The organism is Zunongwangia sp. HGR-M22 (assembly GCF_027594425.1).
Taxonomy (GTDB): Bacteria; Bacteroidota; Bacteroidia; order Flavobacteriales; family Flavobacteriaceae; genus Zunongwangia.
In genome coordinates, this window is the sequence record NZ_CP115159.1 from 2,186,853 (window position 1) to 2,205,498 (window position 18,646).

The following is an 18,646-nucleotide window of genomic DNA, read 5'->3' on the forward strand; positions in this document are numbered from 1 at the left end:
TTTTTTCATTGTTTTTTCATAAGTCTAACGCCATAAATTCCGGCAGTTCTAGAATCAGCTTCGGCTTCAAAGCGTATGGTTAGGGTATCATTTTTTTGTTCTACAATCTTCTTGGGCAATTCGTAATCTTTGGTGAAGAACTCGGCTCCATTTTCACCGTTTAGATCTTCATTGGCAACCAATTCTCCATTGACCAAAATTTTGAATTTTCGATCCTTATCTTGTCCAAAATAGGTTAATCTAATTCTTGCAGCTTCGTTAGCTGCATCCTGAAATTCGTAGCTAAACCATCCTGTGGCATCTCGCCAGTGGCGATCTTTATTTACACCAGCATTTGAATTTTTCGATTTTATAAAGTGATCTGATTCGGGTTGTTGTTCTCCCGGGCTTACATAATCGATCGTTTTTTCCTCTAGCTCACGTTCGGCAATTTCCTGCTCTTTTCTTTTTTGCTGAATAGCCTCAAGACTTTCTGGAGTTTGTACCGGCAGATAAACTATATACCTAGAGTCGTGTATTTTATAAAACGGCTCAAATTCCAGATCTTTAAATTCAGAAGGATATAAAACCGATTTTGCTGAAAACCGAAGTTCTTTTTTAGAATCCACCTTAACTTTAGAAGCGAGATTATCTAAATTATCTAAAAGAAATATTGGTGTTTCTGAAAGTGGGATCTTTTTACCTTCAGCAATATGCCCTCCTCTACTGGCATCAGCAAAAAGACCTTTTAAATCATCCTTTCCGGTTTTTGCAGCTAGTACTAATGGCCCATATTTCAAAGATTCGTAATTAGAATTGTCTGGTAATCTTTCCGAAGAAATTTTCATAGGTAAATTCATCGAAATATGCTCTCCGTCTTTCCACTTTCTATTAATCGAAATATAAGAGCCCGGTTTTTTATCGAATTTTACTTTTTTTCCATTTACCTCAACATTAAATCCTTTGCCAGCCCAAGAGGGATAACGAAGATTTATAGTTACTTTTTGCGATTTTCGGGTTTCAATTTTAAACGAAGTCTCTTCTGAATTTGGGAAATCGGTTTCCTGTATCAGTTTGAAATTCTTGGCTGACCAATTAACTTCTGAAGCTATAAAAAGATTAACATACAGCTCATTTTCGCTATGAGCGTAGATCATCTGATTGTATTTACCATGATTTTCTAAACCAGAACCTACGCAACACCACATACTAGTTTCAGGCTGAGAATACACCCGATAATGGCCAGCACGCATTGGCGTAAAATACACAAAACCGCCTTCTGGATGCTGGGACGATAGAATATGGTTGTACAATCCCTGCTCATAAAAATCCATATATTTTTCTTCAGCATCAGCTAAGAACAGCTTTTCACTTAACTTCAGCATATTATAAGTATTACAGGTTTCTGGCCCCTGTACGCTACTCATCATACTTGAAAAGTCATTTGCGGGATGAAAATGTTCCCGAACGCTATTTCCTCCTATTGAAACGGTTCTATTATTTACAACATTTTCCCAAAAATAAGTAGCCGCATTGTGATATTCTTTATTGTGATCTAAAGCGGCAATGGTTTCAAAACCAATAACTTTTGGAATCTGCGTATTCGCATGCATTCCATTTAAAATATCTTCCTCGTTTTCTAAAGGATTCAGTATTTGTTTTTGGGTAAACGCATAGGCTAAATCTAAATATTTTTTATTTCCAGTAATTTTATAGACATCTGCGAAGGTTTCGTTCAAACCGCCATGCTCTGAAATAAGCATTTCCTGGATTTGTTCTTCGGAAAGATTTTCAGTAATATCAAGCATCCAATCGGTAAGATCGATAAGCATCTGCTTTGCCTGTTTGTTACCGGCGATAAGATAGGCATCTCGTAAACCTGCATAAGTTTTATGAATATTATAAAGTGGCACCCAACCACCGTTAAGACTAAAACCACCTTCATTTATTTTTCCTTCTGAAATTTCTTTCCAGATCCGGTCGCTTTTCGGAATACCACCTATGTAACCATTTCCATTAGCATCCTGAGCTTTTTTTAATTCAGCAATCATATAATTTAATCGCTTTAAAGCTTCCTCGCTACCGGCTGAAGCATACATTTGGGCAAGCGCGGTTAAATAATGGCCGCCAATATGACCATCGAGACCTGTATTTTCCCAGTTTGGATAACTTTCTGCTTTCGGCTCTAAACCGGCTTCGCGTAAAAAAGGAGCTAAAAGCCTATCTGGATCTAATTGCATGATATAATCCAAATCGGTATACATCGCTTTTTCAAAAATACTTTGATGAAGTTTTACATCATTAAGCTTAAAAACTGATAGTTTGTTTTGCTGTGCGAGTAAATTTGTGGATAAAAATATAATTCCAACAATTAAAGCCTTTCTCAAACCTGGGAGTTTAATTTTCATTGATATTTTTATTATCTGGATTTTTTACCCCAAACAGAATAGCCGTTATTTGCTATGCCTGCGTAGGTAATTGTTGTTTTTCTAGGAGATGCTTCCCAATCCCAAGCATTATCTAATATAAAACTATTCCCGTTAATTTCGAGCATCTGTGCGTTTTCATTAAAGGACCAAGATCCACTGATAGCTCCTCCAAGCGTATTATCTTCGTTAAGAATTACATCAACAGATGTTTGCATGGTTCTATATTGATATTGCAATGTGATCTGTTCCCAAGTTCCAATTAAATCTTCTTTAACTATGGTTTCGTCTGGTACTGCGGCATATCTCTCCGGTGCTACTAACGGCCAACCATCTTCTGTCCAGTAAATTTCACGAACATGCCCCATCATAACAGCATTAGAGGCATTAATTCCTTCAACCCCTTCTGGCAACCTTCCCTGAGAGGAATAAAACCATTTTCCGGTTTCTTCATCTTTAAATACTGTACAGTGCGCAATACCAACCCATCCCGGATGGTTGTCAAATTGATAAGGATGTGTCAAAACAGGGAAAGCTTCTGCTCCATTAGTCACATTACCTCCATCAATCCCATAATAAGGACCTTCAATATTTTCTGAACGGGCAACACGTGTGTTATACGCTACAGATAGTTCATCATAAGCCAAGAATAAATAATAATAGCCAGTTTCTTCATTATAAATAATCTCTGGACCTTCTAAAGCCTGCCAACGATTTTGGTTTACATTCCCTCTACCGGCGATACGTGTACCATAGTCTTCTAGAGCGTTTAATTGAAATGGTTTCCCAGTAGATGCATCAAGTTTAACGGCAGCAATCCCAGAATGCCAAGAACCGTATATTAACCAATGCTCACCATTAGCTGACTTAATATAAGTGGGATCGATGGCATTATATTTAAAATAACCACTCCAATCTCCACTACCAGTTCTTGTATATGTTTCTAGACCGTCAGGAATCGAGTTTACAACCATACCCTTATCCTCCCAGTTATTGGAAGCAAGATCGTCGGTTTCAGCTAAACCAATAAACGCACGCTCTGTCCAGGAAGTATTGTTATCGTTTCCTATAATAGGATTAGTAACAACTACGCTATAATAAAATCTATATTTACCATCAACCTCGGCTATTTCTGGCGCCCAAAATCCATATTCCGGATTTTCAATTGCAGGCAATGGCGGATCCATTTTAGATCGCATACTATTTAATGAATCTTTGATCCAGGAAGGCACTTCAGAAAATACCATTCCCTGGAAATCCCAATCTACCAAATTTGATGATCTTCTGTAAGGAAAATGACCATTTCCCTCATGTGCATTCCCATAGGATGCATCGGTTTGATACATATAGAAATATTCGCCGTCTTTAGTTATACTTGGATCGTGAACATTTGCTAAGTTCCAGGAAGATCGATTATCCCATGATGCAATTGATGTATAATCATCATTATAAGTAGGTCCATCGAAATCTGATTCCTCGTCTATGTTTTCTTCTTCCTCTTCTTCAACTTCGTCTACAAAACCTCCAGAATCATCATCGGAGCAACTATATGCTCCGATGATGATTAATATTGCTATCAATCCTTTTAAATATGATTTTTCATTAATTATTCTCATAATTTTTATTTACTCTCCAAAACAACCACAGAAAAAGGAGGTAATGTAATCTTCAAGTTCCCTCTTTTGAATTTAAAATCTTTGAATTGTTTCGGAATTATTTTTTCTGGGCTATCAAAAGTATTGTGATCCTGAAGATTTTCAGAAACCAATATTTCTGCATTAAAATCATCGATATCAAAGCCTGAGAGCTCAAATTCAACTTCGTTCTCTTTTTCAGAATCTATATTCACCGCGGAAATATGAATAACATTCTTATCGTCTTTAGACGCAGATACTGATACTGCAGGTAAAGATTCTCCTTCATAAGAATATTGAGGGGAATCAAATGAAACCGGAAGTAATTTAGCATCTTGATGAACTTTATACATTTCCATTACATGGTACGTAGGTGTGAGTAACATCTTGGCTCCATCGGTTAAGGCTACGGCTTGTAGCACATTAACAGTTTGCGCCAGATTTGCCATTTTTACACGTTTACTGTGATTGTTGAAAATGTTTAAAGAAACACCCGCAATCATGGCATCACGCATGGTATTTTGCTGATATAAGAATCCAGGATTTGTACCTTCCTGAACATCATACCATCCACCCCACTCATCGACGATAAGTTCAATATTTCCTTTTGGATCGTATTTATCCATTATTTCGCTATGCTTAGTTACCAGCTCTTCCATTTTTAAAGCTGTTTGCATAGTAGAAAAATATTGTGCTTCGTTAAAATCTACGGCATCACCTTTATCTCCCCATTCTACAAAAGAATAAGAATGTAAAGCCACACCCTCAATTAGATGATGCGGAACATCACGCATCAAAACCTCTGTCCAGTGATAATCGTCTACATTGGCACCAGACGCAATACGGTATAGACCGGTCTCATTATCCCAGCTGGTCATAAAGGTTGCATATTGGCGATAAAGATTAGCGTAATATTCTGGTGTCATGTTTCCACCACAACCCCACATTTCATTGCCTACACCCCAATATTTTACTCCCCAAGGTTTTTCTCTTCCGTTTTCTTTACGAAGACTAGCCATAGGACTAGTACCATCATGATTTACATACTGGATCCAGTCAGCAAATTCTTTAACTGTTCCACTACCAATATTCGCCGCTAAATATGGCTCGGCTCCTAGCTCCTCACAAAGGTTAAGAAAGTTATGTGTACCAAAGCTATTATCTTCTGTAACTCCACCCCACCATTGATTTACAATTGTTGGACGATCCTCTTTAGGACCGATCCCATCCATCCAATGGTACGTATCAGCAAAACATCCACCTGGCCATCTTAACACCGGAATTTGTAGATTTTTAAGTGCTTCAATTAAATCATTACGCACTCCATCCGTATTAGGAATTTCACTATCCTCACCTACATATAGACCATCATAAATACTACGTCCTAAATGTTCTGCAAAGTGTCCATAGATATTACGGTTAATTCTCAAAGAATCTTGATCCTCAATTTTAACTTCAGTTTGAGCACTAAGTCCTGTATATCCAATTAAAAATAAAATTAGCGATAATATTGTTAAGCTGTTTTTCTTCATAGTCAATTAAAAATGGTTTATTAATTAGCTGAATTTGGTTCAGCATTTGGATTAACATCAAGTTCAGATTGCGGGATAGGTAAATATTCTTTACCCGGTCTCCAAGAATTGAATTCATTATCACGTTCTCTAAGTTCAGCTAATTTTTCAGCATCGTATAACCATCCCCATCTTCTAATGTCGTGCCATCTTATACTTTCAATTGCGAACTCTAGTGCTCTTTCTTCTGCCAATTGATCTCTCATACCTTCTTGAGAAAGACTTGGTGCAATATCCTCAAGATCTGCAAGATTTGCTCTATTTCTAACTTGATTTATATATTGATACGCATCTTGGGTCTGTCCCAATTCATTTAAAGCCTCTGCATACATTAGTAAAACATCAGCATATCTCATTAAACGATAGTTAATTTCAGAAAGTTCGTTACCACCCTGGCTTTCAGATTCAAAACCTAAACCATCATGTGTGTACTTTCTTGGATAAATAGCATCGGGAGCATGTGGCCACTCTACTCCACCGTAAACTGTGGTTGAATTCGCTTCTGGTTCATTAGAAGCAAGAGTTACTAACAATCTAGGATCTACATTATCATCGACAGTTTCCTCTTCTTTGTATTTATTATAAATCCATCTAGTAGGAAGAAAATCTGAATATCCGAATCCATCTTGAGCATACGTATGACCAATTGAAGAAACTTGCATCCAAGCATTCTGAGGCTCTCCACCGTAATTTTTCACAGAACCTCCTACTTGATCTGGTGTAGCAAATTGAACTTCGAATAATGATTCTGCATTATTTTCACTAAAAGGACTAAAATTATCCCTATAATCATCCATTAATGAATACACATTAACTTCTGGACCATCGATTAATTTTTTAAACTCAGCAGCAGCTTCGCTCCATTCCTCCTGATAAAGATGTGCTTTTCCTAAAAAACCTGTAGCTGCACCTTTTGTTGCTCTTCCTAACTGACCTCGATCTGGTCCATTTACATTCGCATAATCAACAGGTAGCATTTGCTGAGCCTGACTAAAATCAGATTTTATTCGTTCCCATAATTCCTCTTCAGTTCCTGTGGGTTGATAATAATCTGCTTCACTCTGTGCAGGAGTTAATGGAATAGGCACTTGTTGAAAATTTATAGCAAGATGAAAAAAGGCTAAACCTCTTAAAAAATAGGCCTGTCCCATAACTCTCTGTTTCAGATCCTCATCCATTTCAATATCTGGTGTGTTTTGTATTACCTGATTGGCTCTAAAAACCTGTTGATAATAAGCTTCCCACATCCATCTTATAGGATCTGAAGTAGGTAAAATGGTGAAATTTGAAATTTGTCCCAGATCCGGCCAAGGACTATCTGCACGAAAATCGTCTGCACGACCATCAGTCAATGCAGGTGTCATTCTCATATAATATCCATCGTTAATAAGAGGAGTATATGTGGCATTTATACCAGCTAAAGCTTGATCTTCATCTGCCCAATAAGCAGCAGAAGTCATGCTGTTAGGATTGTCTAAGTTTAGTTCATCCTCGCATCCAGTCATTGCTAGCATGCCAAAGGATAATGCTAATATATTTCTAACTTTCATAATATTCTTTTTTTAAAATGATAAATCAACACCTAGCATAAAGGTTCTAGGCCTTGGATATGTCCCGTTATCAAAACCAGGCTCCAATATTCCAGAATTGAAATCTGGATTATATCCTTTGTAATGCTGAAATGTGTATAAGTTTTGGACAGTTCCATATACTCTTAAAGAGTTTAAAGCTTTATCAAAGATATCGCTTGGTAAAGTATAGCCTAAAGATAAAGTATTAATTCGAAGGTAATCTCCTTTTTGCAACCAACCTGGCCTGTTGGAATCACGAGCATTATTATTAGGATCATCTGCAACCACGCGAGGTATATTTGTATTTGTATTATCTGGAGTCCATCTGTCTAAAATATCTTCATGCGCGTTGATGTAACCTGTAGAAAGCATTAAAGATCTATAAAGTCTACTATTTATGTAATACCCAGCGGCCCCAGAAGTAAATACTGTAAAATCAAAATTCTTATAATTTGCAGCGAAATTAAGTCCAAATGTTACACTTGGAAGGGCACTCCCTAAAAATGTTCGATCATCAGCATTTATCTCTCCATCACCATTTAAATCTCTAAACCTAACATCGCCTGGTGCAGCACCTGGCTGAAGAGCGTGTTCCTCTACCTCTGCCTGAGTTTGAAAAATTCCATCATAAACAAATCCAAAATGCTCACCAACTTCTCTACCAATTTGAGTTCTAGATCCAGCTCCCGTTATTGGCTCTTGATTACCTCCTAAGGCTAGCACTTCATTATTTATAGTACTTGCATTGGCTGATATATCAAAATTGAAATCTTCACCTGTATGATGGTAAGTTATTTCAGCCTCAATACCTGAATTTAGAATACTTCCAGCATTTACCAACGGATTTACATTAACAGAACCAGTAGACCAAGGAATAGGAACTCCTACTAAAATATCTTCTGTTTCTCTTCTATAATAATCTAAGGTAAGATCTATTTTTGAGTTGAATAAAGTTGATTCTAATCCAATATCTAAAGACTTTGTTGTTTCCCAAACAATATCATCATTTATAACACTAGTCTGTAAACCACCTAAAACCCTATTTAGATTAAAATTATAAGGAATAGTTCTATTAATTACAGCCTGATATAGATAATCGCCTATATTTTGATTACCCAGTTCCCCATAACTTACTCTTAATTTCAGATTGCTAACTAAATCATCTGAAACATTAAAAAATTCTTCATTATTTATTCGCCATCCCAAAGCTAATGAAGGAAAGGTTCCCCATCTATTTTCTTCTTTAAACCTGGAAGAACCATCTCTTCTTATAGTAGCGGTAAGTAAATATCTATCATCAAAATTATAGTTTAGTCTACCAAAATAAGAAGCTATCGAGCTTTCTACCAGTGAACCTCCTACTGTTTGATTAACACCATTGGAAAGAATAGGATAATAAGGCTTAGGTAGATCTTCAGAATGAGCTGTTCTAATTACAGTTTTATTTTCCTGATAGGTTTGCCCTAATATAAGGTCGAAAGTATTTTTTCCTAATGTCGTTTTATAATTTAAGGTATTTTCAATTAGTCCTACTGTATAGATTGTAGAATTATCATCTAATCTTGATATTCCAGATCCAAAGAAATATCCCATTTCAAATTCTGGTACAAATGAAAAACTTCTAACATGGGTTTTATCGTAACTTGTATTCAATTTATAAGTTAGTTCATGATTTTCACTGTCAAGAATCTTAAATTGAGGATTTACGATAGCGAAGATTCTGTCCACTTCGACATTGTTAGTAAAAAGACTATTTATTCCTGGTACGTTCAAAATTATTTCTTGATGGATTTCTGAAGAAGTACCTGCATAGCCTCCTTCATTATTTGGATCCAAAACTCCCAAAGTTGGAATTGCATTGATTAAATCATTAATTAAAGGAGGACGGCCACCAGTTAAAACATCATCTCTAAAGGTTAGAGAATTTTCGAAACTATGTGTGTAGTATAATGATGGAGATATCTTAAACCTTCCTTTTTCCATTACGGTATTAATTCTTCCAGAATATCTTTCGTAATCAGGCCCGTTACCTACAAAAATCCCCTCATTTTCAAAATAATCAATAGAGGCATTATAAGTTATATTTTCACCACCACCAGATAAGCCAATGTTATGATTTTGTCTGTGTCCATTCTTTAAACCAACTGATTGCCAGTCTGTATTAATATCATCGACAAATAAATCAGAATTAGGATCGTTTCCTGGTATTAGAGGCTGTCCAGCATTCAATCTCTTCTCATTAGAGATCATCTGGTAATCTTCTCTACCTAAAACAGGAATTCTTTGAGCCACTTCATCAATACCATAATATCCACTGTATTGAATTTTTAATGGCGAATTTTTTCTACCTTGTTTTGTAGTAATAATTACAACTCCATTGGCTGCTCTAGACCCGTAGATTGCACCTGCAGAAGCATCTTTAAGAACCTGAATACTTTCGATGTCGTTTGGATTAAAATCCCTGATCGATGTTCCAACTGGCACACCGTCTACAACATAAAGTGGCTGGCTATTACCAAAAGTAGCTACTCCACGAATTCTAACATTTGCTCCAGCTCCCGGCTGTCCATCAGCAGTAACCGTAACACCGGCTGTTCTACCTTGTAGCATTTGAGAAACATCACTGTTAGAAACTTTTTGCATTTCGTCGGTGTCTATTACACTAACCGACCCGGTAAGATCTTCCTTACGTTGCGTACCATATCCAACTACAACGACATCGTCTAAAGCATTCAAATCATCAGATAATGCAACATTAATTTCAGTTTGGGTACCAACTGAAACCTCCTGCTGCTTATATCCAATAAAGGAATAAACAATTACATCGTTTGCGTTAGCCTCAATAGCGTAATTACCATCGATATCGGTAACTGCTCCATTGTTTGTACCCTTAATAATAACGTTAACTCCGGGCAGTGGCAGACCATCGCTTTCAGAAGTTACAGTACCAGTAATCAACTGGCCATCTTGCGCATTAGCAGAAAAGCCTATAAATATGAAAAAGGCTAAACAACGAAAAGGTTTTCGTAATGTACTAATTGCTCTTAAAAGTAATTTTAAAATTAGCATAAGTTAAACTTTAGTTTATAAGTGTGAATTTTACATTTCCAAATATAATTAAAGTTTACTTAATTTAGCAAATGTTTTTTTACATATTTTTAACTTTACATCTTAAAATAAACGAATTTAATAATTATAAACCGCTTAAAGTGTAGTATCCTGTGGTATCATGCTTTAAATGTTAAAATTTATTATGTTTTAAAAAAGTTAAGGCTATTATGATTTATTTTTGAAAAAACCTAAATTGCCCAACTAATACCAACCAATGATTCATAGTTATAGTACCGAGGATAAAATTCTGCTTGCTGTAGACTGTATTATTTTTGGCTTCGATGACGAAGAGTTAAAAATATTACTGATTAAACGGGATTTTGAACCAGAAAAGGGAAAATGGTCACTAATGGGTGGCTTCTTAAAAAAGGATGAAAATTTAGACCACGCAGCAAATCGAATTCTACATCATTTAACAGGGCTAAATAATGTATACTTAGAACAGTTATATAACTTTAGTAAGGTAGACCGAGATCCTGTTGAAAGAACTCTATCCGTATCTTATTTTGCTCTTATAAATATTACTGAGCACGATACAGAGCTTACAGAAAATTATTCTGCCAAATGGTTTTCCTTATCTGAATCACCATCGTTAATTTTTGACCACGGTAAGATGGTAAAACATGCCATAAGTCGATTAAGGTATAGAGCTTCCAATGGTCCAATTGGATTTGAATTATTACCGGAAAAATTTACAATGCGTCAGTTACAAAAACTTTATGAGGCGATTTTAAACGAAGATCTGGATAAAAGAAATTTTATTAATAAGATAAATTCATTCGATATACTGGTAAAGCTAGAGGAAAAAGACATGAGTTCTTCCAGAAAAGGTTCTTTTTTATACAAATTCGATCAGGAAAAATATAAGAAAAAAACAGATGATGGCTTTTCTTTTAAACTTTAATTTTAAAATTAAGGCAATTTCTTATTGATTTTAATAAAAGTGTCCGTATTCAAATACGCCATTTAAATGTTGAGCAATTAAAAAGCCAGACGTTTCGGCCTGGCTTTTTTCAAAATATGTTTGGAGCTTTCTTATCCTAAAGTTATAGTTTTTGTAATAGTATGCCCTGCTACGTTAAGAGCAATCACATATTTTCCTGCAGGAACTTCAGAAAAATCGAATGTTTTCTTAACTACTAAATCGTTACTTGTAGAAGAGGTCATTAGATTACCTGCTTGATCGTAAACCTTAAAAGTTGCGTTATTATAGCTTGGGTTTGTAAAAGATACTAATACCTTGTCTTCTATTGTTTTGTAAAAAGGCTTAAAGAAAATTTTTGATGCGCTCTTATTTACTTTAACTCCTTCAGCATCTTTAGTTATAACAGTAGTAAGAATACTATCGTCTTTCTCAAAATTTAAAAAATATGTACCGGTAGGAATTGTATGAAGATCTAATGCTTTTTTATAAGAAGTCTCCATAAGTGCATCTTTAAAAAGAACTTCTCCGTTAGTATCTGTAAGAACCAAAGTAGATCCTTTTTGGCTATGATCTAATTCAACTACTAATTTATCATTGTTTATTTTAACTTCTATATCTTTAGCGCTCAAAGTATTAGTTAATACTAATGCTAAAACCAAAACTGCTATTCTAGATAGATTTTTCATAATTTTCGGGATTTTTGTTAATTCTCTAATTATTGTTCAGCAAATATAAAACGAAACTAAGCTGTAGCTAAGTAGAAAATATACTAAAACATGTTCTATATTAACCGAAAATATTATCGTAAATCTATTATATTGCAAATTGAACACATATGGGTTAATTTTGGACATAATTAATTATTCATAAAAGATACCCTGAATTCCACTAAAACGTTATCGATATGATAAAATCACAAAGAGCAGCTTTTCAAAAGATAGAACCTCAATTTGGTAGTTCTTTTAAATACGAAACTTTCGATTATCACCATCAAAATCAAAATAATAACTTTTGGCATTATCACCCTGAAATCGAACTTGTATATATAAGCAGTGGATCTGGAAAGCGACAAATAGGAAGTCATGTTTCTTATTACCGCCAGGGAGATCTTATATTAATAGGATCTAATTTGCCGCATTGTGGGTTTACTGAGAAATTAAATAAATATGAACGAGAAACTGTAATTCAAATTCATCCAGAGTTTTTAGGAGATACTTTTTTCAATATTCCTGAAACAAAAAATATAGTAACCCTTTTGGAAACTGCTAAAAAGGGTATTGTATTTCATGGGGAAGACAAAAGATATATAGGTGAAAAAATTGAAGAGCTTAAATATCGTACACCATTTAGTAGACTTATTGCACTCTTAGAAATTTTTAATCATCTGGAAGAAGCCAAAAATTACACCATTTTAAATGCTAAAGGCTTTGTTTTAGAAACAGAGCTTCAGGATAATAATCGTATTAATTTAATTTTCAATTTCGTAAAAGAAGAATTTAAGCGTTCTATAGCCTTAGAAGAAGTAGCAGAATTAACCAGTATGACGGTACCAGCATTTTGTAGGTTTTTCAAAAAAATTACCGGAAAAACCTTCACGCAATTTGTAAACGAATATCGACTTTCTCACGCTGCTAAACTTTTACACGAAGAACAAATGAGTATTACTGATATCTGTTTTGAATGTGGTTTTAATAATTTTAGCCACTTCAATAAACAGTTTAAAAAATTCACAGGAAAGTCTCCTTCTATCTATAGAAACGAATTACGCGTGCAGATTTCATAAAAAAAGTCCGCCAAATAGCGGACTTTATATTTTTCAGAATAAAATAATTCCTTAATCGTGCATAAACTTTTGCTTTTCTAGCAATACTTCTTCACTTTCTACGTGATCGTCATCTGGTACGCAACAATCTACAGGGCATACTGCTGCACATTGTGGCTCTTCATGAAAACCTTTACATTCTGTACATTTATCTGGTACAATATAATAGTATTCATCACTTACCGGTTCTTGTGCTTCTTCTGCATTTGCCTCGGTACCCGATGGTAAAACGATATCACCAGAAAGATCGGTACCATCTGCATACCGCCAATCATCTGCTCCTTCATAAATCGCAGTATTAGGACATTCTGGCTCACAAGCGCCGCAGTTTATACATTCATCTGTTATAATGATTGCCATAGCTGTTTTTTTAAGTTGTAAAAATAAAACGAATCTTATTTTCTGTCCCAGCTTTTAGGAAATTTTATAGTTTTTCCAGCTAGGAAGTTTTAATTTCGCTTTTACAAATTTAACGTGAAGCCTTTTCATAACCAAATCTAGGAATGACAATAAAAGAACGGATTTCATATTTTTCCAAATTAGGCGATTTTCTTAAGAATTTTAAAGCTGAAGACACTTCTGCTTTAAATCTTTCAGAAATGGATAGAAAATATTTTGATAAACTTCAAGAAAAAGTAAACTCAGCTGTACATTACAATGGCTGGTTTACTAAAGAAAATGTTTTATTCTCTTTAGATCAGTGGAGTAAAGCATTAACTTCAGAAAATCTTGAGATCTGGTTAGCTCCTTATAATTTTCAAGAAGAACAAAATCCAAAAACGATTGCCGTGATTATGGCGGGAAATATTCCTTTAGTTGGATTCCACGATTTTCTAAGTGTTCTAATTAGTGGGCACAATGTGCTTATTAAGCAGTCTGATAACGATAAGCAGCTTTTACCGATTCTATGTAATTATTTAGTTGAATTAAATTCAGAATTTAAATCCAAGATAAGAATTACCAAAGATCGCCTGGAAGATTTTGATGCAGTGATCGCCACTGGAAGCAACAATACCGCAAGATATTTTGAATATTACTTCAAAAATAAGCCGAATATTATTCGTAAGAATCGAAATTCAGTCGCTGTAATAACTGGTGAAGAATCCAAAGAAGAATTGAAATTGCTTTCTGAAGATATTTTTAGATATTTTGGTTTGGGATGTCGCAACGTCTCAAAATTATTTATACCTAAAAATTACGATTTTGATCATTTCTTTAAAGGAATTTATCATTGGAACGATATTATCAATCAAAACAAATACGCAAATAATTACGATTATAATAAAGCGGTTTATTTAATGAGTCAGTTTAATATTCTAGATAATGGATTTTTAATGCTGAAGGAAGATGAAAACTACGGCTCCCCTATCTCTGTGTTATTTTACGAATATTATGACGACCAAAACCAACTTCAGCAACGTTTAAATGATGAGGCTGAAAAATTGCAGTGTATCGTAAAAAAGGAAACTTCAGCAAAAAATGAAGTGAAATTTGGAAAAACACAGCATCCCAAATTATGGGATTATGCTGATGGTGTAGATACCATTCAGTTTTTAATTAATCTAAACTAACTAATTTTGGGCATATTATAAAATTTGAAATTGCGTTAAAAATCATCAAATTTTATAAGCCTTAAAAAAAATTCCTTCTAACAGGACAAACTTGAAGTTACTATGAAAAAACATAATTTTAGCGCCGGCCCATGTATTTTGCCACAAGAAGTTTTTGAAAAAGCATCTCAGGCAGTTTTAGATTTTAACAATAGCGGACTTTCAATCTTGGAAATTTCACATCGTAGTGATGCGTTTGTGTCGGTAATCGAAGAAGCGCGTTCTCTAGTTTTAGAACTTTTAGGACTTCAAAACAAAGGCTATCAAGCGCTATTTTTGCATGGTGGCGCAAGTATGCAGTTTTTGATGGTGGCGTACAATTTACTTCAGAAAAAAGCAGCGTACACCAATACCGGTACGTGGAGTTCTAAAGCTATAAAAGAAGCTAAAATGTTTGGCAAAGTTGCTGAGGTTGCATCTTCTAAAGATAAAAACTTTAATTACATTCCAAAAGATTACCAAATCCCTGAAGGTATAGACTACTTTCACTGTACCAGTAACAATACTATTTATGGTACCCAAATGAAATCTTTTCCCAAAACTACTGCTCCACTGGTTTGTGATATGAGTAGTGATATTTTATCTAGAACTTTAGATTTTTCACAATTTGATTTGATCTATGCCGGTGCGCAAAAAAATATGGGACCTGCGGGAGTAACTGTTGCAATCGTCAAAGAAGATATTCTAGGCAAAGTAGAGCGCCAAATCCCTTCGATGATGGATTATAAAGTACATATCGATAAGGATAGCATGTTTAATACGCCTTCTGTTTTCGCAATTTATACTTCTTTACTGAATTTAAGATGGTTAAAAAATAAAGGCGGAATTTCAGGAATTGAAGCTCAGAACGATGCAAAGGCAAAATTACTTTATACTGAAATAGATCGAAACCCGCTATTTAAAGGCTTTGCTGAAAAAGAAGATCGTTCTACTATGAATCCTACCTTTAATCTTACTGAAGGAGCAGATAAAGCAAGTTTTGATAAACTTTGGAAAGAAGCCAATATCAACGGTATAAACGGCCATAGAAGTGTGGGGGGATATCGTGCTTCTATGTATAACGCCCTACCTCTAGAAAGCGTACAAACACTTGTTGATGTAATGCAACATTTCGAAAAAACCTCTTAAAAATTAAAATTAAGCAACCCATGAATATTTTAGTTACCGATGGACTTTCACAAGCCGCAGTTTCACAATTAACCGAAGCTGGTTTTAATGTATTATCGGTTAAAGTAGCCCAACCTCAACTAAAAGAATATATCAATGCTAAAAAAATTGAAGGCATTATTTCACGATCTACTTTTATTGAAAATGAAATTTTAGATCAATGTCCACAACTTAAGTTTATTGCGGTAATTGGTGATCAAAAAATAGTTGATTCTGTAGAACGCACCGAAAAAAATGGAATACAAATCATCACATCGAATGTTGCAGCAACAAGATCTGTAGCCGAGCTTGTGTTTGCACATCTACTGGGTGGCAGTCGTTATCTGCATCATGCCAATAGAACCATGCCTTTAGAAGGTGATATGAGTTTTAAAGATTTGAGGAATTTCTATGCAGGCGGAATTGAACTGAAAGGTAAGACGCTAGGAATTATCGGTCTAGGAAAAGTAGGTCACGAAGTGGCTAAAATAGCTTTTGCTTTTGGAATGAAGGTTATCGCTACCGATCCTAATGTCGCGGAATCTAATATTCAGCTGCAAATTCAGGATCAAACTGTAAATATAAAGCTTGAAACTGTTTCTTTGGAAGAAGTTTTAAAAAGTTCAGATTTTATAAGTATAAGCGTTTCTACTCAACAAAAACCACTAATTGGCATCAAGGAGATTGCCATGATGAAACCTGAAGCAGGAATCATTAATATTTCTAACGGAAATGCAATAGATGAAGAAGCCTTAATCGCAGCCTTAGAAGATGCTAATCTGAAATTCGCAGGTTTGGACACTTTTGATAATGAACCGAAACCAGCCATAAAACTTTTAATGAACGAGAGAATTTCTTTAACGCCACATATAGGTAGCCTTACCAGTGCAGCCACCGAAAGTGCCGGAGATTTAATTGCGCAAAAAATTATCTCTAAATTCCACGGAAAATCGGGAATGGATTTTTTTAAATAGCTTTTTATCAGGATTATAATATTGCTTTAACAGCCCGGCTAGCATTTATTGATTACATTCAAACAAATGAAAAATTATGGCCTCAATCTTAGATATATTAAATACAAATCTTGGTAATGAGCTTATAAGTAAAGCTTCAAATGAAACCGGAGAATCTTCAGAAAAAGTTTCTTCGGTTTTAAGTATGGTACTGCCTATTATTCTTGGTAATTTTAAAAATAAAATACAGGAAGGTAGTATTGATAGCCTTTACGAATTATTAGAAGAAGCTCCAGATCCTTTTAAGTTTTTGAAAATATTTTCAGAAAAAGACAATAAAGAGCTTATTAAATGCGGAGAGGATTATAGTGAAATTATTTTAGGTGAAAATTTAGAGAATATCGCTAAAACCATTAGCGATTCTTTGAGTATACCACCAAATTTGGTGCAAAAAATCGCGAAACTTGCGATCCCTGTCACCATTGCTGTTTTAAGTATCCAAAAACAAAAAGAGAATTTAAAGAATGATGATATTGAGTTGTTAATAGATAGCGCGCTTGGATCTTCTTCAAAATATAATAACTCTTTTTTAGAGATTATTTTGGATCACCAGGAAGGTGCTAATATTATAAATGAAGCTTCTGGTATGGTATTAGGCAAGCATAATAAAAAAGAAAGTGTTTTAAAAGGATACACCGGTGGCAAATAAATATCTTTTTAACTAAATTGCCCTAATGAAAAATGTACTTTATTTAGTCTTAATGGTGCTGTTTGTATACAGCTGTGGTTTAACAAAGAATAATGGCAGAAGCGGCAGAAACGCCAATACTAAAAACGATACCGTTCGCATTGCAAATGATAGTTTGGAATATGAAATTATAATTATAGAGCCCGGTTTTAATCTTTTTATAAATAGTATTGCAAGGCCAGAAGGTTATTATTCGCAAAATTACTTAGAAAATAAAAACCGCATTTTAGTAACAGATTATAATAACCGTGTGCTCCAACCGATGCGTTATAATGATAATCTTTACGTGCAGCAAATTAATTACGATCCTCAGATCGATTATGGGTACGAAGTAAATTATCTTCTATACTATTATTTTGTTTATTTAAGCCGGCAATACAATCAAAGGTTTAGCGTCCCTACTCGCATTTAAGAGTTGAACTCTTTATAACTTCATTGGTTTTCATATCTTTGCACTATGGAGAAATTAAAAGAACGCTGGGGATTAACTTCTAACCGCCAGCTTATTGTAATCTTTATAGTTTTTGCAATTACCGGATCCACGGCCGCAAAATTAGCAACACCGGTTACAGCTTTTCTAGGCATTACTTCAGAGCATGGGTGGTATATCTACTGGCCCGCAAGAATCTTACTTATATTTCCTATTTATCAGGTTTTGCTAGTAGTAATTGGATGGATTTTTGGCCAATTTGACTTTTTCTGGGCTTTCGAAAAGAAAATGCTAAGCCGATTGGGATTGGGTAAATTTTTTAAGTAATAGATGATTAAAACCATTAAAAATATTCTCATAGTTTTTGCGGCGTTTATTATCGTATTCCCGGCAATTGCTAATTGTGCACATATTTTTAGCGGTCATCATCACGGTCTTTGTGATAATTATGCGAAACAACACATCCATCAGTCCGATTTAGATTGTAATCTTGCAAAATTTCATCAAAGTCCTTCTTTTAATTTTGGTGTTTTCACATTCGAGCTTGTCGTTATTAATACACAGGTTAAACATATTTTTAGTGTTTACGATTTTTTAAGTGATTACCAAAAACTCTCTTTTGAGCTTCGAGGCCCTCCTGGGCTATCTTAATTAAAGCTCTTAATTTTCCGATATTCTTTCTTCGGAATTAAATTTTTCGTAATCCATTTAAAATTTTTA

At 34.7% G+C, this 18,646-nt stretch carries 16 protein-coding genes; 9 read left to right on the forward strand and 7 right to left on the reverse strand.

Annotated elements, in window-relative coordinates:
• Positions 1–5: 5 nt before the first annotated feature.
• Genes PBT91_RS09490 through PBT91_RS09510 form a run of 5 tightly spaced genes read right to left on the reverse strand, consistent with a single transcriptional unit; the run spans position 6 to position 10,250 of the window.
• Entirely contained in the window at positions 6–2,387 is a 2,382-nt protein-coding gene (locus tag PBT91_RS09490) for a glycoside hydrolase family 127 protein (protein WP_270058240.1), read from the reverse strand.
• An 11-nt stretch (positions 2,388–2,398) separates the two neighbouring features.
• On the reverse strand, positions 2,399–4,021 hold the full coding sequence (locus PBT91_RS09495) for an arabinan endo-1,5-alpha-L-arabinosidase (RefSeq protein ID WP_270058241.1): 1,623 nt from the start codon (positions 4,019–4,021) through the stop codon (positions 2,399–2,401).
• A 5-nt stretch (positions 4,022–4,026) separates the two neighbouring features.
• Entirely contained in the window at positions 4,027–5,571 is a 1,545-nt protein-coding gene (locus tag PBT91_RS09500) for an alpha-N-arabinofuranosidase (RefSeq protein ID WP_270058242.1), read from the reverse strand.
• 20 nt (positions 5,572–5,591) lie between these two features.
• A complete protein-coding gene (locus PBT91_RS09505) occupies positions 5,592–7,160 on the reverse strand; it encodes a RagB/SusD family nutrient uptake outer membrane protein (protein WP_270058243.1) in 1,569 nt (522 codons plus the stop codon).
• 12 nt (positions 7,161–7,172) lie between these two features.
• Positions 7,173–10,250, reverse strand: coding sequence for a SusC/RagA family TonB-linked outer membrane protein (locus tag PBT91_RS09510; protein WP_270058244.1), 3,078 nt, complete (start codon positions 10,248–10,250; stop codon positions 7,173–7,175).
• Between the two features lie 256 nt (positions 10,251–10,506).
• Here PBT91_RS09510 and PBT91_RS09515 point away from each other — a divergent pair, with 256 nt between their 5' ends.
• Complete coding sequence (locus PBT91_RS09515) at positions 10,507–11,196, forward strand: NUDIX hydrolase (protein ID WP_270058245.1); 690 nt, start codon at positions 10,507–10,509, stop codon at positions 11,194–11,196.
• Between the two features lie 131 nt (positions 11,197–11,327).
• Here PBT91_RS09515 and PBT91_RS09520 read toward each other — a convergent pair whose 3' ends face one another.
• On the reverse strand, positions 11,328–11,903 hold the full coding sequence (locus PBT91_RS09520; RefSeq protein WP_270058246.1) for a T9SS type A sorting domain-containing protein: 576 nt from the start codon (positions 11,901–11,903) through the stop codon (positions 11,328–11,330).
• A 218-nt stretch (positions 11,904–12,121) separates the two neighbouring features.
• On the opposite strand from PBT91_RS09520, the gene PBT91_RS09525 reads away from it, so the two are divergent.
• Positions 12,122–13,000 (forward strand): AraC family transcriptional regulator, encoded by an 879-nt coding sequence (locus PBT91_RS09525; protein WP_270058247.1) that lies wholly within the window; start codon positions 12,122–12,124, stop codon positions 12,998–13,000.
• Between the two features lie 51 nt (positions 13,001–13,051).
• On the opposite strand, the gene PBT91_RS09530 is transcribed toward PBT91_RS09525, so the two are convergent.
• Positions 13,052–13,399 (reverse strand): 4Fe-4S dicluster domain-containing protein, encoded by a 348-nt coding sequence (locus PBT91_RS09530; protein WP_270058248.1) that lies wholly within the window; start codon positions 13,397–13,399, stop codon positions 13,052–13,054.
• A gap of 143 nt (positions 13,400–13,542) precedes the next feature.
• On the opposite strand from PBT91_RS09530, the gene PBT91_RS09535 reads away from it, so the two are divergent.
• From PBT91_RS09535 to PBT91_RS09565, 7 genes are all read left to right on the forward strand, one after another.
• Complete coding sequence (locus PBT91_RS09535) at positions 13,543–14,610, forward strand: acyl-CoA reductase (RefSeq protein WP_270058249.1); 1,068 nt, start codon at positions 13,543–13,545, stop codon at positions 14,608–14,610.
• A 102-nt stretch (positions 14,611–14,712) separates the two neighbouring features.
• Positions 14,713–15,777, forward strand: a complete 1,065-nt coding sequence (gene serC, locus PBT91_RS09540) for a 3-phosphoserine/phosphohydroxythreonine transaminase (RefSeq protein ID WP_270058250.1) — start codon at positions 14,713–14,715, stop codon at positions 15,775–15,777.
• Between the two features lie 20 nt (positions 15,778–15,797).
• A complete protein-coding gene (locus tag PBT91_RS09545; RefSeq protein WP_270058251.1) occupies positions 15,798–16,769 on the forward strand; it encodes an NAD(P)-dependent oxidoreductase in 972 nt (323 codons plus the stop codon).
• A gap of 76 nt (positions 16,770–16,845) precedes the next feature.
• Positions 16,846–17,457, forward strand: coding sequence for a DUF937 domain-containing protein (locus PBT91_RS09550; protein ID WP_270058252.1), 612 nt, complete (start codon positions 16,846–16,848; stop codon positions 17,455–17,457).
• 25 nt (positions 17,458–17,482) lie between these two features.
• On the forward strand, positions 17,483–17,908 hold the full coding sequence (locus tag PBT91_RS09555) for a DUF6146 family protein (protein ID WP_270058253.1): 426 nt from the start codon (positions 17,483–17,485) through the stop codon (positions 17,906–17,908).
• A gap of 45 nt (positions 17,909–17,953) precedes the next feature.
• Positions 17,954–18,253: a DUF6787 family protein gene (locus PBT91_RS09560; RefSeq protein WP_270058254.1), complete on the forward strand. Its 300-nt coding sequence runs from the start codon at positions 17,954–17,956 to the stop codon at positions 18,251–18,253.
• A gap of 3 nt (positions 18,254–18,256) precedes the next feature.
• Entirely contained in the window at positions 18,257–18,577 is a 321-nt protein-coding gene (locus PBT91_RS09565; RefSeq protein WP_270058255.1) for a hypothetical protein, read from the forward strand.
• The last annotated feature ends 69 nt before the right edge of the window (positions 18,578–18,646 follow it).